A 22,412-nucleotide genomic window follows, 5' to 3' on the forward strand; every position below is an offset into this window, starting at 1 on the left:
CAACTTTGATGTGAAGTTCAGGCCAGACGTTGACTTACCACCTCAATGACGGGGGATTGATGCCAAAAGCTGTCGGAGATACAGAGCTTGTCATTCTCCACATCAAATCGAAGTACTTCCATCCGTAACCCAGGCCCCATTTCAAACATCGGCAGCGGAACATCAAACCCCGTCCAGGCTGGATAAATCAGCGCCAGCTTTCCCTGCCCCGTCAGATAGCGCTGACCATAGGCCAGCATCTGATAGAAGTCTCCCTGGGCCAGTCCATAGTTGTTGGCGCGGTTGTCTGCCTCCAGTCGCTTCCATTTGGTGTCCAAAACCATCACAGCGGCACCGTTGTGGTTGCGCAGCAGCAGGTCAGGGCGCAACTGGAACATCCGGCGGCCGTCATGCCAGCAAAGGTACTCGCTGGCGGCCTGCGCAGTCAGGCATAGATGCTGCGGCAGGTGCTTGAGTAGCCAGCGGGCCACGTAGGATTCGAAGAGCTTTTCCATCGGAAACAACAGGCTCAGCCCCTGTTGGTCACCGGCAAGCGCAACGGGCATGCCTTGCCCCAGCACCAGTTGGCACCAAGGATAGATAGGCTGATAGTGCTGCATCAAGCGTGTGCGGGACCACGCCCGCCAGTCCTGCTGTGGCTGTGTGCTGGCGGGCACCTCGTGTAGGCGTGCACTCAGCTCTTGGGCCAATCGCCAGTTGTCGGCCTGGTTGGTTGCGTGGCGCACACGCTCCAGAGCCAGCTTGAGGAGACGGTTCTCCGCCCGGTCTGGCACGAAAACATCATGGCGCACATGGAAGTGATGGGCGCGTCCAGGAAGCTGACGCATTTGGGCGGTCGTGTGAAGTTGGCCCCGCAGGTAGGGCAGCTCTTCCTCCACGCGCACATAGTCTTGTCGCAAGCCCTGCTGTACCAATCTCTGCAAGGCCAGCAGAAATTGGCGCATGACCCATTCGGTCAGCGGCACATCAAAATGCTCAAGCGCAGCCTCCCCCGCTTCTTTTGCGGGAAGGTCCAACAACGACGCAACCATCTTACGGAGCATGGCCCGGCTACAAGAGGCATCGTCTTCATGGTCATGCGTCTTCGGCAAGATTTCTATGGTAGTGCCGCATGGTGTCTGAATCACGCCTACTAGACTGTCCAAGCGCAACCATTGCCGGCCCTCCACCTCCAGAAGGCTTGCGCCCCCCGGGCGCAAGCGTGACTGCAAAGTGCACAGCCAATCAAATGCGGTGGGGCTGACATGGTGAGTATCCAGGCTGTCAATGCAGCTACCTGTAGTCAGGCGTGCGTGCTCTCGGACGGTGACCATGCACGTTTTCACTGCGCCAGCACACTTTCCTTGCTGTCCTCTTTGACCAGAGCGCTTGCCTGGGGCGAGGGCGTGACCGCTGCCGCATTCAAAATTGCAGCGTAGCTGTCCAAACGGTCAAACGCGTCTGCGTTGACGGCCCAGTGAACCGCCCCGGGTTTTGAGGAGGCTCCAACACTTGAGAAGATGGAGCTATGAACAAGTCACCGAAGTTCTCCCCGGAAGTGCGCGAGCGCGCCGTGCGCATGGTGCAGGAGCACCGAGCCGACTACCCGTCGCTGTGGGCAGCGATTGAATCGATTGCCCCCAAGATTGGCTGCGTGCCACAGACCTTGAACGACTGGGTCAAGAAGGCCGAGGTCGACAGCGGCCAGCGCCCCGGCACCACCACCTCGGATGCGCAGCGCATCAAGGAACTGGAGCGTGAGGTCAAAGAATTGCGCCGGGCCAACGACATCCTGAAGACGGCCAGCGCGTTTTTCGCGCAGGCGGAGCTCGACCGCCGACTCAAGTCGTGAAGGCCTACATCGACCGCCACCGTGATGACTACGGGGTCGAGCCCATCTGCCGGGCGCTGCAGATGGCCCCGTCGTGTTACTGGCGCCACGCAGCCCGGCAACGCAACGCGCAACTGCGCAGTGCACGCGCCCAGCGTGACGAGGGTTTGAAGGCCGACATTCAGCGCGTGTGGCACGCCAACTGGCAGGTCTACGGAGCCGACAAGGTCTGGCTGCAGATGAACCGCGAGGGCATCGTGGTGGCGCGCTGCACGGTCGAGCGTCTGATGCGTGCCATGGGCTTGCAAGGGGCACGCCGTGGCAGGGCGGTGCGCACCACCACGCCGGATACCTCGGCCCCGTGCCCGCTGGACCACGTCAACCGGCACTTCCATGCCAGCCGTCCCAACGAGCTATGGGTGTCGGACTTCACCTATGTCTCCACCTGGCAAGGCTGGTTGTATGTGGCCTTTGTGGTGGATGTGTACGCTCGGCGCATCGTGGGCTGGCGCGTCAGTCGCAGCATGCAGACGGACTTCGTGCTCGATGCCCTGGAGCAGGCTCTGTACGAACGCCAGCCAGCGGCCCATGTCTTGACGCACCATTCCGACAGGGGCAGTCAGTACGTCAGCATCCGCTACACCGAACGCTTGGACCAGGCGGGCATACAACCTTCGGTGGGCAGCAGGGGAGACAGCTATGACAACGCGCTGGCCGAGACCATCAACGGTCTGTACAAGGCCGAGTTGATTCACCGCCGGGGACCTTGGAAGACCAGGGAATCCGTGGAACTGGCCACCCTGCAATGGGTGCACTGGTTCAACCACGTCCGACTGCTCACGCCGATTGGGGGCATCCCTCCGGCAGAAGCTGAGGCAAACTACTGGAGGCAACTCGCCGCCAGCGACACCTCGACAGAAGTGTCAACTTAAACCAATCGGCCTCCTCGAAAGCCGGGGCGGTTCACAGCTTTGGCGGTGCCGAGGCACTTGCACATCCGAGCCAAAAAGTGCGTCAAACGATGGTCCGCTGGCTTGTACAAATGTCAGCGCAGCCGCCTTCTTTCGATGGTCGTTAAGCACCCAGCGGATACGCTCCCAATCATCAAAGAAGTATTCCTGCAGCAAGGGCAGCACCTGCTGGCGGAAGATGTGCGCCAACGTCGAAAGTGTGGGCGACTGCCGCAATGGCATGAAGTACGCATGGCCCAGCGTGTGCTCACGGTCCAGCAAAGCCTCGATGCGCTGGTTCATCACCTTAAGCAGCTCGCCCACAGATACGGAGATGCCGCCGACACTCACGCTCACTCCCTCCAGTAACTCAGGCTTGGGCATCAGCTCTTCAAATACAAAGCGCCTGCGCAGCGCCACATCCAGCCCGGCCAGTGAACGGTCAGCAGTATTCATCGTGCCCAGCAAGTGCACGTTTCGCGGCACGCTGAAGCGTTCCTTGGAATACGGCAACACAACTTCCAGAGCCTCATGGGCGCCGGCGCGTTTAGAGGGTTCGAGAAGCGTAATCAGCTCGCCAAAGATGCGCGAGACGTTCCCCCGGTTGATTTCATCAATGATGAGCACATACGGTTCCAGGGCTTTGGAGACGGTGGGCTGAAGTCCATGCAACGAAATTTTGGCGTGGAGCAGGGCCTCGTGCAGCTTGGGCCATGACACATTCCACAACCGGTACACAGTCTGAATGAAGTCCCCTCGAATTCCTGAGCCAGTCAGAAGTAGAGGTTGGGGAACAGTTTGACACGGTACTCGACCGGGGGGATTCGGCCTAGGGATTCATGTGGTCGGTAGTGGTTGTAACGGCGCAGCCAGTCGGCCGTCATGTCGCGCACTTCCTGCAGTGACTCGAACACGTAGCAGTCCAGCACCTCGGTGCGGTAGGTCTTGTTGAATCGTTCCACATAGGCGTTCTGCGTGGGCTTTCCAGGCTGGATGTGGTTGAGGGCAATGCCCTTGGACTGCGCCCATTTCGCCAGCGCATCGGCGATGAACTCGGGCCCGTTGTCCAGGCGAATCGACAGCGGCGCACCTCGGACTTCCACCAACTCGTTCAAGGCGCGGATGACCCGCGCAGCGGGCAGGCTCGTATCGACCTCGATGCGCAGCCCTTCGCGGTTGAACTCGTCGATGACATTGAAGGTTCTGAAGCGCCGGCCAGACCACAAGGCATCGGACATGAAGTCGCAGCTCCAGCCCTGATTGGGCTGGCCCGCAGCCACTAAAGGCTGTTTGATGCGCGACGGCAGTCGTTTCTTGCCCCGCCGGGGCAGGTTCAGCTTCAGCTCGCAATACACGCGCCACAGCACCGTCTTGCCCCAGGGTTTGCCTTGGTGGCGGGCACTGTCGTACAGCAGCCCGAACCCGTGACGCGGATTGAGCGCCATGTAGGTCTGGATGAAGGTGATGACCCCGGAGTCGTCGCGTGGCACAGGCCGGTAGCGCAGCGTGGAGCGGGCAATACCGCTGGCGGCACAGGCCCGGCGCTGGCTCATGCCATGTTCGGTCATGAGGCTTTGAACGACCATCTCGCGACGCTCCGGGGTCAGAGCTTTCGGTCAACGACATCCTTGAGCACGTGGTGCATCAGCGCCAGGTCGGCGTACATGCGCTTGAGCTTGGCGTTCTCTTCCTGCAGCTCGCGCAACTGGGCCAGGTGTGAGACCGTCATGCCCGAGAACTGACTCTTCCACTTGTAGTAGGTCGGTTCGCTGATGCCGTGCTTCCTGCACGTCTCGCCGACCTTGGCGCCCATCTCGACCTCCTTGAGGAGGCCGACTATCTGGGTTTCACTGAATCTGGATTTCTTCATGTAGAGACTCCGGCTGGGGGAATTCTCTACTTCCGGGTGGTTCAGGTTTTCGAGGGGACTTCATTCGGTCAACCTCGGCATGGAGTCTGCGCTCTTGGGCTTGCGCGCGTTCTTCGATGCGGGAGCGCTCGATCTGGTGCTCTGCATCTTTGGAATCATTTCGCCGGCGCTCTGCTTCCGCAACTTGTCGCATTTGCGCGCCTTCTGAGCGCGCGCTGTCTAGTTGCTGTTGGCACCCAAGCAGTTGCTGTTGCAGTTCCTGTGCCTGGCGGGATAACTCGGCAATCTGGGCGTCCTTGGCCCCCATGGCGACCGCATAGGCCTCGCTCCGGTCTTTGAGACGCTGCTGCTCGCGTTTGAACTCTTCCTCAGCCTGGCGCAGTTCTTCGGCGCGCTCCTCCAGTTCAGCGCGGGTGTTCGAAAACTGGGCCGTGGCGCTTTCGTGAGCTTGCTGCAGGGCCCGTCCCCACAAGGTCTTTGCAGCCTTAAGGACAGAATTAGGCAACTGATTGTCGGGGTCTTGGACGCCCTCCACCCCGTCCGCCGGTGTCTGCAGCCGCTTGGCTAGCGATCCGTACCATCCGTCGAGCATAGGCCCCACCGTGTTGGGAGAGCCTCGACCCAGCTGCTGCCGCACACGTTCAATCGTGGGACGCTCCCCCAATCCCAGAACGGTGTCTGCCGCAGCCCAAACCTCTTCCATCTGCACGCCACGAGGCCCTCTAACATTTCTAAGTTGCATCGCCCTACTCCAGCGTCAAAATTGACCACGATAATTGATGGTTATCGTGGCTTATCTGTTAATTATGTTGTAAACAATACATCATATGTAGTGTTATTGGAAATACTGCTCAACCAACCCTTGTTTTGACCATGCGCCTGCCGTCTTTGAGAAATGCTCCGTCCCTGGAACCGTCCGCCCTGTCGCAGGTGACGGCGCAGGCCGTCGAAGAGCTGATGCGTGAGGGCGAGTCGGCGAACACGCTGGCCAGCTACCGCTCCGCGTTGCGCTACTGGGCGGCTTGGTTTGGCCTTCGGTATGGCCAGGCCGTCACGTTGCCGCTACCAGCCAATGCGGTTCTGCAGTTCATCGTGGACCACGCGCAGCGGACCACGGCCGATGGCCTTGTTCACGAGCTTCCGCGCGCGATTGACCAGGCACTGGTGGATGCGGGATTCAAGGGAAAGCCGGGCCCGATGGCGCTCAACACCTTGATCCACCGAATTGCGGTGCTGTCCAAGGCTCATCAACTGCGTGAGCTCAAGAACCCGTGCCAGGATCCCAAGGTGCGTGAGTTGTTGGCCAAGACGCGCCGCGCCTATGGCAAACGGGGGGCGCTACCGCAAAAGAAGGATGCGCTGACCAAGGATCCCTTGATGGCCATCCTGGACACCTGCGATGAATCGCTCAAGGGCCTTCGTGATCGCGCCCTCCTCCTCTTCGCGTGGGCCTCTGGAGGGCGCCGGCGGTCGGAAGTGGCCGGGGCCAGCATGAAAAACCTTCGCCGCCATGGACCGGACAGTTTCTCCTACACCCTCGCCTACTCCAAGAGCAATCAGACTGCTGCCGATCGCCCGGAGAACGTGAAACCTCTTGAGGGCATTGCGGGAGAGGCCCTACAGACGTGGTTGACCGCTTCGGGCATCGTGGACGGAGCGATCTTTAGGCAGGTCAGAAAAGGCGGAAACCTTGGCGCCACCCTCTCCCCTGCTGCCGTGCGCGACATCGTTCGCGCGCGAGCGAAGCTTGCCGGCTTGTCCGATGCGTTTTCTGCGCACTCATTGCGGTCTGGTTTTGTGACAGAGGCTGCAATCCAAAGGGTTCCACTCGCGGATGCGATGGCGATGACAGGGCATCGGAGCGTCTCCAGCGTTGTTGGATATTACCGCCCGTCTAAAGACAACCCAGCAGCGAAACTGCTATGATTTTTGAAGGCTCCGACCATCACAGAAGTCGGCGCTTCTCCAGGCCCCCAGCCAATATGTATCCCTGTCACAACCGTCTAGCGGCGATTAGTAATTAGCTCGGCCGGTCCACGCACAGGCGCACCCCCGTTGGGGGCGCTATGTGCCCCCAATACTTATTAGCAGCGCGGGATGTGTCGCGCCACCGACTTCGCTACTAAGATGATTCGGCTGGACGATCAGGAGTGCGCCATGCCACGTCCCGACCCATCGGCGCCAGGCCGCAATTCGTGCACGCGAACAGTCGTTCCTTCGGCACGAACTCCAGCGCCCGGCCGATGGTGTCGGCGACTTCCTCGGGTGTCTCGACCATGTCGCTGGCCACATCGATCACGCCGACCCGCACGTCCTTGCCGGCCAGCAGCTTCATCAGGTCGGGAGGCACATGGGAGTGGATGTACTCCAGGCTCACTTGGTCGATGCGGCTGCGAGCAAGCGCGGGGAACACCGCTTCATACTGGCGCCATTCATCGCCCAGGGTGCTCTTCCAGTCGGTGTTGGCCTTGATGCCGTAGCCGTAGCAAATGTGCACTGCCGTCGTGCAGGTCAAGCCCTGCGCCGCGCGCTCGAGCGCCTGCACGCCCCAGTCGGCGGCATCCTTCATGTAGACATTGAAGGCGGGCTCGTCGAACTGGATGATGTCCACGCCATCGGCCTGCAGCGCGAGCGCCTCCTGGTTGAGCAGCTCCGCAAACGCGAAGGCCATTTTGACCTTGTCGCCTTAGAAGCGGTCTGCCACGGTGTCGACGATGGTCATGGGGCCGGGCAGCGTGAACTTCAGCTTCTTCTTGGTGTGCGCGCGCGCCAGTTGTGCTTCGAAGGCATGCACGCGGCCCTTCAGACGCAGGGCCGAAACCACCTGCGGCACCATCGCGTCGTAGCGGTTGTCGCGGATGCCCATCTTCACCTTGTGCTCGAAGTCGATGCCTTCGATCCGCTCAAGGAAGCCATGCACGAAATGTTGTCGCGATTGCTCGCCGTCGCACACGATGTCCAGGCCTGCATCTTCCTGGGCCTTGATCCAAAGCAGAGTCGCGTCGGCCTTTGCCTGGCGAAGTGCATCGCCTTCAGCCTTCCACTGGGGCCAGAGCTTGTTGGTTTCAGCGAGCCAGGCTGGCTTCGGCAGGCTGCCAGCGATGGATGTTTCAAACATCTGAGGATTCCTTTACAGCAAAAAAGGGGATGCAAGCGTACTTTGGGACTGTATTTCCCGAGTAGCCACAGAATGGCGTGTCATGTGGAAGATAGCGGCTGAAGTCAGGAAGCGCTGGCGCGCAGCGCCTTCGCCGCAGAAACCATGTTGGCCAGCGCTGCGATCACTTCCGGCCACTGCCGTGTTTTCAAGCCACAGTCGGGGTTTACCCACAAGCGGTCCGTCGGGATGCGCTCGGCCGCCTTCTTCATCAACTGAACGATATGTTCCTGCGTCGGAATATTGGGGGAGTGGATGTCGTACACACCGGGGCCGATTTCGTTGGGGTACTGGAAGTTCTTGAACGCATCGAGCAGTTCCATGTCCGATCGCGAGGTTTCGATCGTGATGACGTCGGCGTCCATCTCTGAGATTGAGGCGATGATGTCGTTGAATTCCGAGTAGCACATGTGGGTATGGATCTGCGTTTCATCGCGCACGCCGTTGGCTGTGATGCGGAAGCACTCCACGGCCCAGTCCAGGTACTCTTTCCAGTGCGCCTTGAGAAGTGGCATGCCTTCACGCAGAGCGGCCTCGTCGATCTGGATGATGCGAACGCCGGCTTTTTCCAGGTCCAGTACCTCATCACGGATGGCCAGTGCGAGTTGCTTGCATGAGACCGAGCGTGGCTGATCGTCGCGCACGAAGGACCAGTTCAGGATGGTGACCGGGCCCGTGAGCATGCCCTTCATGGGCTTGTCGGTCAGGGACTGGGCGTAGGTAATCCATTCCAACGTCATTGCCTTGGGGCGGCTGATGTCGCCGAACAGAATCGGTGGCTTAACGCAGCGCGAGCCATAGGACTGCACCCAGCCGAACTGGCTGAACGCATAGCCTTCGAGCTGCTCGCCGAAGTACTCGACCATGTCGTTGCGCTCGGCTTCGCCGTGCACCAGCACATCCAAGCCCAGCTTTTCCTGCTCGCGCACGCTGCGCTCGATCTCAGCACGCATCGCTGCCTGGTAACCTGGATGGTCCAGGCGGCCGGCCTTGAATTCGCTGCGCGCATGGCGGATCTCGGCGGTCTGAGGGAAGGAGCCAATCGTCGTCGTGGGATAAACGGGTAGATTCAGCAGTGCTGATTGCTTGGGGGCACGCTTGGCATAGGCGCTCTCGCGCCGGCCCAGGTCGGAAGAGATCCGGGCAACCGCAGCTTGGACTGCGGGGTTGTGCACGCGCGGCGAGGCGCGGCGCGCATCCAGCGCGGCTTTGTTGGCGGCCAGCTCTGCTTCCACGGCTGCACGGCCTTCGTTCAGGGCACGGCCCAGCAGCTTCAGTTCATCGAGCTTTTGCAGCGCGAACGCTAGCCAGGATTTGACCTCGACATCGAGCTTTTGTTCGCTGTTCAGGTCCACCGGCACGTGCAGCAGCGAGCACGACGGGGCAATCCAAAGACGGGCTTCCAGCCGCTGTGCCAGGGGCTCCACCCAGTCGAGCACGGCCGTTAGGTCGGTCTTCCATATATTGCGGCCGTTGATCACGCCCAGCGACAGCACTTTGTGCGCAGGTAACAGGTTGATCAATGGTTGTACGCCATCACGGTCGTTGATGACGTCCACGTGCAGGCCAGCCACGGGAAGGTTGGCTGCCAGGTAGGCGTTCTCCTGCAACTGACCAAAATAGGTGGCCAGCAGGATCTTGACCCTGGCCGCCTTCAGTTGGTGGTAGGCGGTATTGAAGGCATGCTGCCAGTCGGCATCCAGCTCCGTCACCAGGATGGGCTCGTCGATCTGCACCCATTCCACGCCCTGCTTAGCCAGGATCTCGAGCAGTTCGGCGTAGACCGGCAGCAGGCGCTCCAGCAAGGCCAGTTTGTTCGAGTCGTCCTTTGCCTTGCCAATGGCCAGATAGGTCACGGGGCCGACGATCACCGGCTTCGGCCTAACGCCCTGCGCCTTGGCTTCGGCCAGTTGCGCCAGCAGGCGCGAAGCATCCAGCTTGAACTGGGTGGGGGCGGTGAACTCAGGAACAATGTAGTGGTAGTTAGTGTCAAACCACTTGGTCATCTCCCCCGCCGCTACGCCGCCGCAACAGGCGCTGTGCTCCTCTGTGCCCTTGGCCGAGCGGCCGCGCGCCACGCGAAAGTAGTTGTCCAGCGCGTCGCCGTGGAAGCCCTGGACGCGCTCGGGCAGGTTGCCCAGCAGGAAGCTCATGTCCAGCACCTGGTCATAGAACGAGAAGTCGCCCACGGGCACCAGATCCAGGCCTGCCTGGTTCTGCCAGTGCTGCTTGCGCAACTGTGCGCCCAGGGCCGTGAGTTCGTCGCGCGAGAAGGCACCCTTCCAGTAGGACTCCAGCGCGAACTTCAGTTCGCGGCGGGCGCCAATGCGGGGAAAGCCAAGGTTGTGAATCGTCGTCATGTCGGTCTTCGTAGAAGCAGGAAACGGGCGCATGTTAGGCACTGCATTACATGAAGTAAAATGGTCTTATTTCACATATCAATCAATTTTGCTCATATATCATGCTAGAGCGCATCCATCTCGCCGTGCTGCAGGAGGTCGAGAAGCAAGGCTCGCTCACGGCGGCAGCCGACAAGCTGTGTGTCACCCAGTCGGCCCTGAGCCACAGCATGAAGAAGCTGGAGCAGCAGCTCGGCACCGACATCTGGCGGCGCGAGGGCCGCAGCCTGCGTCTGACGCAGGCCGGCCAGTACCTGCTGGCGGTGGCGGGCCGCGTGCTGCCGCAGCTCGACCTGGCCGAGGAGCGCCTGCGCCAGTTCGCCGAAGGAGCGCGCGGCAGCCTGCGCATCGGCATGGAGTGCCATCCGTGCTACCAGTGGCTGCTCAAGGTGGTGTCGCCCTACCTCGTCGCCTGGCCCGACGTGGATGTGGACGTGAAGCAGAAATTCCAGTTCGGCGGCATCGGCGCGCTGCTGGGCTACGAGATCGACTTGCTCGTGACGCCCGACCCGCTGTACAAGCCCGGGCTGCGCTTCGAGCCCGTGTTCGACTACGAGCAGGTGCTGGTGGTGTGCAGCGGCCACCCGCTGGCGCAGCAGGCCTACGCCAGGCCCGCCCAACTGGCAGACGAAGTCCTCATCACCTATCCGGTAAGCCCCGAGCGGCTGGACATCTACACCCAGTTCCTCGGGCCCGCGGGCATCGCTCCGCGCAGGCACAAGACCATCGAAACCACGGACATCATGCTGCAGATGGTCGCCAGCGGCCGGGGCGTGGCCGCCCTGCCACGCTGGCTGGTGCTCGAATACGCCGGCACGATGGATGTGGTGCCAGTCAAGCTCGGGCGCCAGGGCATCGCCAAGCAGATTCACCTGGGCGCGCGCGAGGGGGACCTGGACACCGACTACCTTCAGGCTTTCATCGAGCTCGCCCGGCAATCGACGGCCGTAGTCATCCCGTAGGGGACGCGGTGGGCGGCGCCTGACGCAGGGCGTTGGCAGGAGCGTCGCGGATTCAGGTGTAGCGCTTTTCCAGCGCGTCCCATTCGGGCTTACCAACCAGGCGCTGGCGCTCGGCGAACGGGGTGACAAGGCCGCTCGACTCCCGCACTTCCTTCTCGTCGCGCAGCACCGTCAGGGCCTTTTGCATGCCCGCCACCGCACCCTGCAGCGCCGCGTTGGCGTACAGCACGATGCCAAAGCCCAGTTCGCCCAGCTGGTCGGCATTGAAAATGGGCGTCTTACCGCCAATCACCATGTTCACCAGCTGCGGCTTGGAAGTGCGCTGCGGCAGCGCGCGCACTTCCTCAGCTTTGGTCACGGCCTCGACGAATAGGATGTCGGCGCCGGCCTCGGCGAACTTTTGCGCGCGCTCCACGGCGGCCTCGAAGCCGTGCGTGGCGGCGGCGTCGGTGCGCGCCATGATGAGGAAATCGGGGTCGCGCCGCGCATCGACGGCGGCCTTGATCTTGCTCACGGCCTCCTCGGTCGAGATTACCTCCTTGCCGCTGAAATGGCCGCAACGCTTGGGCGCCACCTGGTCTTCGAGCTGGATGCAGTCGGCCCCGGCGCGCTCCAGCGTGCGCACGGTGTGGGCCACGTTCAGCGCGTTGCCGAAGCCCGTGTCGGCATCGACGATGAGCGGCACGTCCACCGCGTCGCGGATGCGCGCGGTGTGGTCGGCGATTTCATGCAGGCCCATGAAGCCCTGGTCCGGCATGCCGAACCACATATTCGTCACGCCCGCGCCGGTCACATAAATGGCCTTGAAGCCTAGGTCGGCGCTTACCTTGGCCGACAGCGCGTTGAACGCGCCCGGAACGATCAGGCCGTTGCGGGCCTCGACGAGTTGCTTGAGTTGCTGCTTGGTGTTCATTGCTTTTCCTTGTGTGCGCATTGCTTGAAACCGGCGCGCGCCCCTTCCCACGCGAAGCGTGAGAGAAGGGGGAAGCGACGAAGTCGCTCAGGAGGTTGTCGGTACTCTCACCCAGCCCTCCATGAGGATGCGGGCGCTGCGGCTCATCACGGCCTTGGTGACCTGCCATTGGCCGTCCACCTGCCTGGCCTCGGCCCCCACGCGCAAGGTGCCCGAGGGGTGGCCGAAGCGCACGGCCTGGCGCTCGCCGCCGCCGGCGGCCAGATTCACCAGCGTGCCGGGAATGGCCGCCGCCGTGCCGATGGCCACGGCGCAGGTGCCCATCATGGCGTGGTGCAGCTTGCCCATGGACAGGGCGCGCACCAGCAGATCGACATCCGCCGCCTCGATCACCTTGCCGCTGGAGGCGGTGTAGCGCTTGGGCGGGCTGACGAAGGCTATTTTGGGCGTGTGCTGGCGCGTGGCGGCTTCTTCTGGGGTCTGGATCAGGCCCATGCGCAGCGCGCTGGCGACGCGGATGTGCTCGAAACGCGCCAGTTGCGCCGGGTCGCCGTTGATGTCCTCGCGCAACTCCGTGCCCTGGTAGCCGATGTCGGCAGCGTTGACGAACACCGTGGGGATGCCCGCGTTGATCATGGTGGCCGGGAAGGTGCCGACGCCGGGGACATGGAGCTTATCGACCAGGTTGCCGGTGGGGAACATGGCTCCGCCCTCCTCGCCATCGTCCGACGGGTCCATGAACTCCAGCACGATTTCGGCGGTGGGGAAGGTCACGCCGTCCAACTCGAAGTCGCCGGTTTCCTGCACCTGGCCATTAGCGATGGGCACGTGGGCAATGATGGTCTTGCCAATGTTGGCCTGCCAGATGCGCACCACGCAAACGCCGTTGTCCGGGATGCGGCTGGCATCCACCAGGCCCGCGTGGATGGCGAACGCCCCGGCGGCGGTGGAGAGGTTGCCGCAGTTGCCGCTCCAGTCGACGAAGTCCTTGTCGATGGACACCTGGCCGTAGAGGTAATCCACATCGTGGCCGGGGCGCGTGCTCTTGCAGAGGATGACGCACTTGCTGGTGCTCGACGTGGCCCCGCCCATGCCGTCGATCTGCGCGCCGTAGGGGTCGGGGCTGCCGATGACGCGCTGGAACAGCCTGTCGCGCGCCGGGCCCGGCTGCTGTGCCGCCTCGGGCAGATCCTGCAGGCGGAAGAACACACCCTTGCTGGTGCCGCCGCGCAGGTAGGTGGCAGGGACGCGGATCTGAGGAAGGTGCTGGGTCATATCAATTTTGATAGCTGCTTGCGCTTGACTAATAAGGATTTAGTCCCGATTCGATGCCAAAAAGTCCTGCGCAAAGCGCTGCAGCACGCCGCCCGCTTCGTACACCGAGACTTCCTCGGCGGTGTCCAGGCGGCAGGTCACAGGCACCTGGAGCATTTCGCCGCTGCGGCGGTGCACCACCAGCGTCAGCTCGGCACGCGGCTGCAGCGCGCCTTGCACATCGTAGGTCTCGGTGCCGTCCAGCTGCAGCGTCAGGCGGTTCACACCCGGCTGGAACTCCAGCGGCAACACGCCCATGCCGATCAGGTTGGTGCGGTGGATGCGCTCGAAGCCCTCGGCCACCACCGTTTCAACGCCCGCCAGGCGCACGCCCTTGGCAGCCCAGTCGCGGCTGGAGCCCTGGCCGTAGTCGGCACCAGCGATGATGATCAGCGGCTGACGGCGGTTCAGATAGGTCTCGATGGCCTCCCACATGCACACCACCCGGCCCTCGGGCTCAATGCGCGCCAGCGAACCCTTCTTCACCTGACCATCGACCACCGCCATTTCGTTGACGAGCTGCGGGTTGGCAAACGTTGCGCGCATCGCCGTCAGGTGGTCGCCGCGGTGCGTGGCGTAGGAGTTGAAGTCTTCTTCGGGCAGGCCCATCTTGGCGAGGTATTCACCGGCCGCGCTGTCGGCCAGGATGGCGTTGGACGGCGACAGATGGTCGGTGGTGATGTTGTCGCCCAGCAGGGCCAGCGGGCGCATGCCTTTGTTCGTGCGCGGGAAGACCGCCAGCGCGCCCACGCCTTCCGTGTCCCAGTACGGCGGGCGGCGGATGTAGGTGGACTGCGGGCGCCAGTCGTACTGCGGGCTCACGGCCTCGCCATCATCCTGGCGAATGGCAAACATCGGTTCATAGACGGCGCGGAACTGCTCGGGCTTGACGGCGCGGGCGACGATGACGTCTATCTCCTCATCGCTGGGCCAGATGTCCTTCAGGCGAATTTCCTTGCCATCCACCACCGTAAGCACGTCGTTCTCGATGTCGAAGCGCACCGTGCCCGCAATCGCATAGGCCACCACCAGCGGCGGCGAGGCCAGGAACGCCTGCTTGGCATACGGGTGGATGCGCCCGTCGAAGTTGCGGTTGCCCGAGAGCACGGCGGTGGCGTACAGGTCGCGGTCGATGATTTCCTGCTGGATCGCAGGGGCTAGCGCGCCGCTCATGCCGTTGCAGGTGGTGCAGGCAAAGCCGACGATGCCGAAGCCCTGCTTTTCCAGGTCACCCAGCAGGTTCGCTTCCTTCAGGTACAGCTCCACGGCCTTGGAGCCAGGGGCCAGCGAGGTCTTGACCCACGGTTTGCGCACGAGGCCCAGGCGATTGGCGTTGCGCGCCAGCAGCGCGGCGGCAATCACGTTGCGCGGGTTGCTGGTGTTGGTGCAGCTGGTGATGGCGGCGATGATGACGGCGCCATCGGGCATCAGCCCCTCGGCCTCTTCGGCGCGGGCCATTTCCAGCTTGATCTTGCCGGCGATGCCGCGGTCCACCAGGGCCGAGGTGGGCAGGCGGCGGTGCGGGTTGCTCGGGCCCGCCATATTGCGCACCACGCTGGAGAGGTCAAACGCCAGCACGCGCTCATATTCGGCGGTTTGCAGGTCGGTGCGCCAGAAGCCGGCCGCCTTGGCGTAGGTTTCTACCAGTTGCACCTGCTCCGGACTGCGGTCCGTGAGGCGCAGGTAGTCGGTGGTCTGCTGGTCGATGTAGAACAGCGCGGCGGTGGCGCCATACTCGGGGCACATGTTGGAGATGGTGGCGCGGTCGCCGATCGAGAGGCTGTCCGCACCCTCGCCGAAGAACTCCACGTAGGCGCCGACGACCTTCTCCTTGCGCAGGAATTCCGTCAACGCCAATGCGATGTCGGTGGCAGTAATGCCCGGCTGGCGCTTGCCGGTCAGCCGCACGCCCACGATGTCGGGCAGGCGCATCCACGAGGCGCGGCCCAGCATCACGTTCTCGGCCTCCAGCCCGCCCACGCCCACGGCGATGACGCCCAGGGCATCGACGTGCGGCGTGTGGCTGTCGGTGCCCACGCAGGTGTCGGGGAAGGCCACGCCATCCTGCACGTACACGACGGGCGACATCTTCTCCAGGTTGATCTGGTGCATGATCCCGTTCCCCGCCGGGATCACATCGACGTTGGCAAAGGCCTTCTTCGTCCACTCGATGAAGTGGAAGCGGTCCTCGTTGCGACGGTCCTCGATCTCGCGGTTCTTGCGGAAGGCGTCGGGGTCGAAACCGCCGCACTCCACGGCCAGCGAGTGGTCCACGATGAGCTGCACCGGCACCACGGGGTTCACGGCGGCAGGGTCGCCGCCCTCTTTCGCTATCGCATCGCGCAGGCCGGCCAGATCGACCAGCGCGGTCTGACCCAGGATGTCGTGGCACACCACGCGCACGGGGAACCACGGAAAGTCGATGTCGCGCTTGCGCTCGATGAGCTGGCGCAGGTAGGTGTTGAGCTGTGCGGGCTCAGCGCGGCGCACCAGGTTCTCGGCGTGCACGCGGGCCGTGTAGGGCAGCCTGGCCCAGGCGCCGGGCTGGAGTTGTTCGACGGCCTCGCGCGCGTCGAAATACTGCAGGGACGTGCCGGGAAGGGGTTTGCGGTGGGCGGTTTTCGTCATGGGGCGGGCAGGTTCACTATTCTTCTGATAGCTGCAAACGCTTTTTCATAGACATTTTCAGCGTAAAAATGGCCTGTAATTGGCAGCTGTAAAACGCTGGCAGCTATGGTTTTTGTCAGATGCGCTCCTCGATGGGCACGAACTTCTGGTCTTCCGGCCCGGTGTAGTTGGCGCTGGGACGGATGATCTTGTTGTCCACGCGCTGCTCGATCACGTGCGCTGCCCAGCCGCTGGTGCGCGCGATGACAAACAGCGGCGTGAACATGGCGGTGGGCACCTGCATCATGTGGTAGCTCACGGCGCTGAACCAGTCGAGGTTGGGGAACATTTTCTTCACTTCCCACATTACCGATTCCAGCCGCTCGGCAATGTCGTACATCTTGGTGCTGCCCGCCTCTTCCGACAGGTGCTTGGCCACGCCCTTGATGATGACGTTGCGCGGGTCGCTCACGGTGTACACGGGGTGGCCGAAGCCGATCACCACCTCCTTGGCATCCACGCGGCGGCGGACATCGGCCTCGGCCTGCTCGGGGTTGTCATAGCGCTTCTGGATCTCGAACGCCACCTCGTTGGCGCCACCATGCTTGGGGCCGCGCAGCGCGCCAATGGCACCCGAGATGCTCGAATACATGTCGCTGCCCGTGCCGGCGATCACGCGGGCGGTGAAGGTGCTGGCGTTGAACTCGTGCTCGGCATACAGGTTGAGCGAGGTGTGCATGGCGCGCACCCAACCTTCCGACGGCTTTTCACCGTGCAGCAGGTGCAGGAAGTGGCCGCCAATGGAGTCGTCGTCGGTCTCTACCTCGATGCGGCGGCCAGAATTGCTGAAGTGGTACCAGTACAGCAGCATGCTGCCCAGTGACGCCATCAGGCGGTCGGCAATGTCGCGCGCTCCGGGCAGATTGTGGTCGTCCTTCTCAGGCAGCGCGCAGCCCAGGGCCGAGACGCCGGTGCGCATCACGTCCATGGGGTGGCTGGCGGCAGGCAATTGCTCCAGGGCCGCCTTCACGCTGCCGGGCAGGCCGCGCAGGGCCTTGAGCTTGGCCTTGTAGGCCTTCAGTTCGGCGCGCGTGGGCAGCTTGCCGTGCACCAGCAGGTGGGCGACTTCCTCGAACTCGCACACCTCGGCGATGTCGAGGATGTCGTAGCCGCGGTAGTGCAGGTCATTGCCGGTGCGGCCCACGGTGCACAGGGCGGTGTTGCCGGCCTCGACGCCCGAGAGGGCAACGGACTTCTTGGGCCTGGTCGCAGTGGTCGCCGTGGTGGGGGCGGTCGTGGAACTCATGATTAGGTCTCCTGATTCAGATAAGAACAATGGATGGCAATGGGACGGCTCGCGGAGTCGACTGCGACCATCTCGAACATTCCCTTGAGCACTTCTTCGGCGGGCAAGCCGGGCAGCTCCGCCAGGCCGGTCACGCACACCGTCATCGACGTGCGCCCCACGCGGCTGACCCAGGCACGCAGCGTGAGCGCGTGACCTACGGGCACCGGGGCCAGGAAGTCGACACCCGACACCGAAGCCATCACCACTTCGCGCTGCGCCAGGCTGCGTGCGGCCAGAAAGGCGACCTTGGCCAGCAACTGCAGGCCCTGCCCTGCGAACAGCGTTCCGTGGTGGTTGGCTTGCGCGGGCAATACCAGTTCATGCAGCTCAGTGGTTCCATGTGGCGTCGTCATTTTTCGCAATTTACGCAAAATAAAACCGCGCCGTAAGCACTAAAAAAGCGAATGAATGCGAAGAAAATGGGTGGCGCTTGCAAATTTTGCGAATGTTTTTTCTGCAAAAATGGAGCATGAAGAAAACATTCATGGGCGTGCGGCTGCGGGCGCTGCGCGCCGAGCGCGGGATGTCGCAAATCGCGCTGGCTCACACCCTGGGGCTGTCGCCCAGCTACCTGAACCAGCTTGAGCAGAACCAGCGGCCGTTGACCGTGTCGGTGTTACTCAAGCTCCACCGGACTCTGGGCATTGATATCCAGCAGTTCGCCGAGGACGATGAGGCGCGGCTCATCGCCGCACTCCAGGAGGCGCTGGTGGATGCCCCCGAGCCCATCGCCTTGCCGGAGCTGCAGGAAGTGGCTGCGCAGATGCCCGCACTGGGGCATGCCATCCTGGCCATGCACCGTCGGCATTTGTCGGCCATGGAGCGCATCGAGATGATGTCGCTGCGACTGGGCGACGGACGGTCGGACGCGGCCGCCTCCGTGGCCATGCCTTTCGAAGTGGTGCGCGACTTCTTCTTCTCGCACAAGAACCATTTCGATACGCTGGACCGTGCCGCCGAGGCCCTGGCCGCCGAAGCCCGCGCCGATTCGACCACCCTCGTGGCGTGGCTGATCCAGCGGCTCACCGCGCGGCATGGCCTGCGTGTAGTGCGGGCACAGGATGCGGAGCAAGGCAAGCGCCACTTCGATCTCGCACATCGGGTGCTGGCCTTAGCCGCCGACCTCGATGCGGCGCAGCAGGCCTTCCAGTTAGCAACCCAGTTGGCGTTACTGGAGCATTCGCACACCATCGATGCGCTGACCGCGGCGCCTGCCTTCACGCACGACACGGCCGCGCGTAAGCTGGCACGCGTCGGCCTGGCCAACTACTTCGCGGGCGCATTGCTGCTGCCCTATGGCGAGTTCCTTGCGGCAGCGGAGTCGCTGCACTATGACATCGCGCTGCTGGAGCGGCGCTTTGGCGTGGGGTTCGAGACCGTGTGTCACCGGCTCAGCACGCTACAGCGCCTGGAGGCGCCGGGCGTGCCATTCTTCTTCGTGCGCGTGGACCGCGCAGGCAACATCTCCAAACGCCAATCGGCCACCCATTTTCACTTCAGCCGAACGGGCGGCACCTGCGCTCTGTGGAACGTGTACGAAGCCTTCGAGCAGCCTGGGCGCATCCTGTCCCAGCTGGCAAGCATGCCCGATGGGCGGCGTTACCTGTGGGTGGCCCGCTCGATCTCGCGCAGCCAGGGCGGGTACGGTTCGCCTTCCAGGACGTTCTCCATCGGCCTGGGCTGCGACGTGCGCCACGCCAGCCGCCTCGTCTATGCCCGGGGACTGGATCTGCATGCCCCCAACGCGGCCGTGCCCATTGGCATGGGCTGCAAGACCTGCGAGCGGGACCGCTGCCCGCAGCGTGCCTTTCCCTACTTGGGACGGCCGCTGGACGTGGATGAGAACCTGAGCCGGTTCAACCCCTACGGCTTTGCTTCCTGATCCCGGCTGGCGCCGGTTGCGGTGTTCCTTGCGTTAACGCAAAAGAAGCACTGGGAGCCCCCTCCAGACGGGGCAGGGTTTGATCTGGATTAGGGCATTGCGGGAATCGGAATTCACTTCCAGGTCATGACGAAAAACACCATAGGTAGTGCTTATGATGAAAGCTAACCACTACCCATAGCGTTTTATGCCCTCAAAGACCCAACTGCCAAACCCTCCTCGGTACGTCATCAAACGGCACGGCGCAGTGGCGGTCTTCAACGCGCAGAAGATTGCGGAGGCTCTGGCGCGGGCCGCGGCGGTCAGCGGTGAATTCGATGCCGCGGTGGCGCAGGCGCTGACGCACGGCGGCGTGCTTGCACGCCTGGCCACGTTGGACGGAGCCACGCCTCACATCGAGCAGATTCAGGACGCCGTGGAGGCCACGCTGTTTGACTCCGGACACCGCGCCACGCTGCGCGCCTACATCGTCTATCGCGAGCAGCACCGCCAGCTGCGCGATGCGCGCAAGAGCCTGGTCGATGTGGAAGCGTCCATGAACGAATACCTGCAACAGAGCGACTGGCGCGTGAACGCCAACGCCAACCAGGGGTATTCGCTGGGCGGGCTGATTCTCAACGTATCGGGCAAGGTGGTCGCCAACTATTGGCTCAACCATGTGTACCCGCACGAGGTGGGGCAAGCCCACCGCGAGGCCGACATCCATATCCACGACCTGGACATGCTCAGTGGCTATTGCGCAGGCTGGTCGCTGCGTACCTTGCTCCACGAAGGACTGAACGGCGTTCCCGGCAAGGTGGAGGCCGGGCCGCCCAGGCATCTGTCGAGCGCCGTTGGCCAGATCGTCAACTTTCTGGGCACCATGCAGAACGAATGGGCCGGCGCGCAGGCGTTCAGCTCGTTCGATACCTATCTCGCGCCCTACGTGCGCAAGGATGGGCTGGGCTATGGCGAGGTGCGCCAATGCCTGCAGGAGCTGATCTACAACCTCAACGTGCCGTCGCGCTGGGGCACGCAGACGCCGTTCACCAACCTCACTTTCGACTGGGTCTGTCCCGAGGACCTGCGCGAGCAGGTGCCCGTGATTGGCGGCGACGAAATGCCGTTCGCCTATGGCGAATTGCAGGAAGAGATGGATCTGATCAATCGCGCCTACATCGACGTGATGACCGCGGGCGATGCCAAGGGTCGCGTGTTCACCTTCCCTATTCCCACCTACAACATCACCCCTGATTTCGACTGGGACAGCCCCAATGCGCTGGCGCTGTTCGAGATGACCGCCCGCTACGGTCTTCCCTATTTTCAGAACTTCATCAACTCGGAACTGAAGCCGAACCAGATCCGCTCCATGTGCTGCCGGCTGCAGCTTGATCTGCGCGAGCTGCTCAAGCGCGGCAACGGCCTCTTCGGCTCTGCGGAGCAGACCGGGTCACTCGGCGTCGTGACCATCAACTGCGCGCGGCTCGGACATGTGCATGCCGGCAACGAAGCCGCGCTGTATGCGCGCATCGACGCCTTGATGGAGCTGGGAAGGCAGAGCCTGGAGATCAAGCGCAAGCTGATCCAGCGCCTCATGGACCAGGGTCTGTTTCCGTACACCCGCCGCTACCTGGGGACGCTGCGCAATCACTTCTCGACCCTTGGCGTCAATGGCATCAACGAGATGGTCCGCAACTTCACGCGGGATGAGCACGACATCACCACGCCGTGGGGCCATGACTTTGCCATGCGTTTGCTCGATCACGTCCGTGAACGCATGGTGGCGTTCCAGGAAGAAACCGGTCACATGTACAACCTGGAAGCCACGCCGGCAGAGGGCACCACCTACCGCTTCGCCAAGGAAGACCGCAAGCGCTTCCCCGGCATTCTCCAGGCCGGCACGCCCAGGAACCCTTACTACACGAACTCGTCCCAGCTACCGGTCGGCTTCACGGACGACCCCTTCGAGGCGCTGGAGCGTCAGGACGACCTGCAGCGCAAATACACGGGCGGCACGGTGCTGCACCTGTACATGAACGAGCGCCTGTCCAGCGCGCAGGCGTGCCGCGATCTGGTGCGGCGCTCGCTCACGCGCTTTCGGTTGCCCTACATCACCGTCACACCCACATTTTCCATTTGTCCCACGCATGGCTATCTCGCGGGACATCACGAGTTCTGCCCGAAATGCGATGCAGAAATTCTCGTTCGCAAGCAGCGAGAGATGGCCTGAACCTTCCTGTCCTCAAACCCTGAAAAGGAGCTACACATGACTCATCCGACCAACACGGCAGTCCAGGCACAACCGATGGTGCTGCGCGACGAGGAGCGCCAGCCCTGCGAGGTCTGGACGCGGGTGATGGGCTATCACCGCCCCGTCGCCTCATTCAATGTGGGCAAGCAAGGTGAGTTCGGAGAGCGCCTGCATTTCCGGGAATCCTGCTGCGACAAGACGCACTGATGGGCTCCGTCCTTGATGGCGTGGCCCGCGAACTTCGCGTCGGCGGGCTCACGCCATTCACCAGCATCGACTTTCCTGGACGGCTAAGCGCGGTGGTCTATGTTCAGGGCTGCCCGCTGCGCTGCGGCTATTGCCATAACCCGCACCTGCAGCAGCGCCGCGCCGGCACGGCCATGCGCTGGGCGCATGTGCTGGATTGGCTTGAACGGCGTCTGGGGCTCATCGATGGCGTAGTGTTCAGTGGCGGCGAGCCAACCGTCGATCCGATGCTGGGGCAGGCCATCGGGCAAGTGCGCGCTCTCGGCTTTTCGATCGGCCTGCACACCGCCGGCACCCATCCAAGGCGGCTGCAAGCCCTGCTGCCTGACATGGACTGGATCGGGTTGGATATCAAGGCTCCGCTTGACGACCTGGCCGTGTATGACGGCATCACCGGCATACGGGGAAGTGGCATTCACGCCGGCGCTTGTCTGCAGGCGGTACTCGATTCCGGTGTCGCGTACGAAGTCCGCACCACGGCCCATCCGCTATGGCTCGATGAACCCGCGCTTCTCAAGCTGGCGCAAGGGTTGGTCCGGCGCGGGGCGCGTCGCTTTGTGCTGCAGATCGCACGGTCGACAGCGCAGCAGTCCGCCCCCATCGTTCCGGATTACCCCTCGCCTGCGGCGATGCGCCAGTTGACCGGTTTGTTTGAACACTTTTCGGTACGCCAGGCTTGAATCCCTCCGGCTTCTTCTTGGCGCCCGGCATCGTTCTCAGACTT

17 protein-coding genes, 1 pseudogene and 1 other annotated feature are annotated in these 22,412 nt (G+C 62.9%); of the genes and pseudogenes, 7 read left to right on the top strand and 11 right to left on the bottom strand.

The genetic code is table 11. From position 1 onward, the window contains the following. Positions 1–17 precede the first annotated feature (17 nt). Positions 18–1,091, bottom strand: coding sequence for an McrC family protein (locus P7644_RS11275; RefSeq protein ID WP_404299158.1), 1,074 nt, complete (start codon positions 1,089–1,091; stop codon positions 18–20). A gap of 416 nt (positions 1,092–1,507) precedes the next feature. Between P7644_RS11275 and P7644_RS11280 the strand changes: the two genes are divergently transcribed. Further along, positions 1,508–2,742 (top strand): IS3 family transposase gene (locus tag P7644_RS11280; RefSeq protein ID WP_085947515.1). Its coding sequence is split into 2 segments (ribosomal slippage): positions 1,508–1,796 and positions 1,796–2,742, totalling 1,236 coding nucleotides; the frame shifts between segments, so codons are not numbered across the junction. Next, positions 1,786–1,902 (top strand) — a sequence feature (AL1L pseudoknot). Its footprint overlaps the gene before it by 117 nt. Here the strand turns inward: P7644_RS11280 and P7644_RS11285 are convergent. The 3 genes from P7644_RS11285 to P7644_RS11295 all read right to left on the bottom strand — a co-directional run bounded on the left by P7644_RS11285 (position 2,734) and on the right by P7644_RS11295 (position 5,372). Then, positions 2,734–3,387: an McrB family protein gene (locus P7644_RS11285; RefSeq protein ID WP_404299159.1), complete on the bottom strand. Its 654-nt coding sequence runs from the start codon at positions 3,385–3,387 to the stop codon at positions 2,734–2,736. The two genes, P7644_RS11280 and P7644_RS11285, sit on opposite strands and share 9 nt — an antisense overlap. Before the next feature lie 146 nt (positions 3,388–3,533). After that, positions 3,534–4,630 (bottom strand): IS3 family transposase gene (locus P7644_RS11290; protein WP_404299148.1). Its coding sequence is split into 2 segments (ribosomal slippage): positions 3,534–4,378 and positions 4,378–4,630, totalling 1,098 coding nucleotides; the frame shifts between segments, so codons are not numbered across the junction. Continuing rightward, positions 4,608–5,372 carry a DNA-binding protein gene (locus P7644_RS11295; protein WP_404299160.1) on the bottom strand — a complete coding sequence of 255 codons (765 nt, stop codon included), beginning with the start codon at positions 5,370–5,372 and terminating at the stop codon, positions 4,608–4,610. The genes P7644_RS11290 and P7644_RS11295 overlap by 23 nt, the downstream gene beginning before the upstream one ends. Before the next feature lie 131 nt (positions 5,373–5,503). Between P7644_RS11295 and P7644_RS11300 the strand changes: the two genes are divergently transcribed. After that, positions 5,504–6,556: a tyrosine-type recombinase/integrase gene (locus P7644_RS11300; RefSeq protein WP_404299161.1), complete on the top strand. Its 1,053-nt coding sequence runs from the start codon at positions 5,504–5,506 to the stop codon at positions 6,554–6,556. 196 nt (positions 6,557–6,752) lie between these two features. Here the strand turns inward: P7644_RS11300 and P7644_RS11305 are convergent. Both P7644_RS11305 and metE read right to left on the bottom strand, forming a co-directional pair. Further along, positions 6,753–7,748: pseudogene (locus tag P7644_RS11305) on the bottom strand (methionine synthase). Positions 7,749–7,852: 104 nt separating this feature from the next. Beyond that, complete coding sequence (gene metE, locus P7644_RS11310; protein WP_404299162.1) at positions 7,853–10,147, bottom strand: 5-methyltetrahydropteroyltriglutamate--homocysteine S-methyltransferase; 2,295 nt, start codon at positions 10,145–10,147, stop codon at positions 7,853–7,855. A 101-nt stretch (positions 10,148–10,248) separates the two neighbouring features. Here metE and P7644_RS11315 point away from each other — a divergent pair, with 101 nt between their 5' ends. Continuing rightward, positions 10,249–11,148, top strand: a complete 900-nt coding sequence (locus tag P7644_RS11315) for a LysR family transcriptional regulator (RefSeq protein ID WP_404299163.1) — start codon at positions 10,249–10,251, stop codon at positions 11,146–11,148. Positions 11,149–11,200: 52 nt separating this feature from the next. Here the strand turns inward: P7644_RS11315 and P7644_RS11320 are convergent, their stop codons facing one another. The 5 genes from P7644_RS11320 to P7644_RS11340 all read right to left on the bottom strand — a co-directional run bounded on the left by P7644_RS11320 (position 11,201) and on the right by P7644_RS11340 (position 17,683). Beyond that, positions 11,201–12,061: an oxaloacetate decarboxylase gene (locus tag P7644_RS11320; protein WP_404299165.1), complete on the bottom strand. Its 861-nt coding sequence runs from the start codon at positions 12,059–12,061 to the stop codon at positions 11,201–11,203. 87 nt (positions 12,062–12,148) lie between these two features. After that, on the bottom strand, positions 12,149–13,336 hold the full coding sequence (gene prpF / locus P7644_RS11325; RefSeq protein ID WP_404299166.1) for a 2-methylaconitate cis-trans isomerase PrpF: 1,188 nt from the start codon (positions 13,334–13,336) through the stop codon (positions 12,149–12,151). 39 nt (positions 13,337–13,375) lie between these two features. Then, on the bottom strand, positions 13,376–16,003 hold the full coding sequence (gene acnD, locus P7644_RS11330; protein WP_404299167.1) for a Fe/S-dependent 2-methylisocitrate dehydratase AcnD: 2,628 nt from the start codon (positions 16,001–16,003) through the stop codon (positions 13,376–13,378). Positions 16,004–16,118: 115 nt separating this feature from the next. Further along, positions 16,119–17,288 (bottom strand): 2-methylcitrate synthase, encoded by a 1,170-nt coding sequence (prpC, locus tag P7644_RS11335; protein ID WP_404299169.1) that lies wholly within the window; start codon positions 17,286–17,288, stop codon positions 16,119–16,121. 2 nt (positions 17,289–17,290) lie between these two features. Then, positions 17,291–17,683 (bottom strand): acyl-CoA thioesterase, encoded by a 393-nt coding sequence (locus P7644_RS11340; RefSeq protein WP_404299170.1) that lies wholly within the window; start codon positions 17,681–17,683, stop codon positions 17,291–17,293. A gap of 116 nt (positions 17,684–17,799) precedes the next feature. Here P7644_RS11340 and P7644_RS11345 point away from each other — a divergent pair, with 116 nt between their 5' ends. The 4 genes from P7644_RS11345 (at position 17,800) to P7644_RS11360 (ending at position 22,368) form a co-directional block, all read left to right on the top strand. Continuing rightward, positions 17,800–19,212 (top strand): short-chain fatty acyl-CoA regulator family protein, encoded by a 1,413-nt coding sequence (locus tag P7644_RS11345; RefSeq protein WP_404299172.1) that lies wholly within the window; start codon positions 17,800–17,802, stop codon positions 19,210–19,212. Positions 19,213–19,399: 187 nt separating this feature from the next. Continuing rightward, positions 19,400–21,421 carry a ribonucleoside triphosphate reductase gene (locus tag P7644_RS11350; protein ID WP_404299174.1) on the top strand — a complete coding sequence of 674 codons (2,022 nt, stop codon included), beginning with the start codon at positions 19,400–19,402 and terminating at the stop codon, positions 21,419–21,421. Positions 21,422–21,457: 36 nt separating this feature from the next. After that, positions 21,458–21,649: an anaerobic ribonucleoside-triphosphate reductase gene (gene nrdD, locus P7644_RS11355; protein WP_404299176.1), complete on the top strand. Its 192-nt coding sequence runs from the start codon at positions 21,458–21,460 to the stop codon at positions 21,647–21,649. Further along, positions 21,649–22,368, top strand: a complete 720-nt coding sequence (locus P7644_RS11360; protein WP_404299178.1) for an anaerobic ribonucleoside-triphosphate reductase activating protein — start codon at positions 21,649–21,651, stop codon at positions 22,366–22,368. The genes nrdD and P7644_RS11360 overlap by 1 nt, the downstream gene beginning before the upstream one ends. Positions 22,369–22,412 lie beyond the last annotated feature (44 nt).

This window comes from Alicycliphilus denitrificans (genome assembly GCF_044792555.1).
Taxonomy (GTDB): Bacteria; Pseudomonadota; Gammaproteobacteria; order Burkholderiales; family Burkholderiaceae_C; genus Alicycliphilus; species Alicycliphilus denitrificans_A.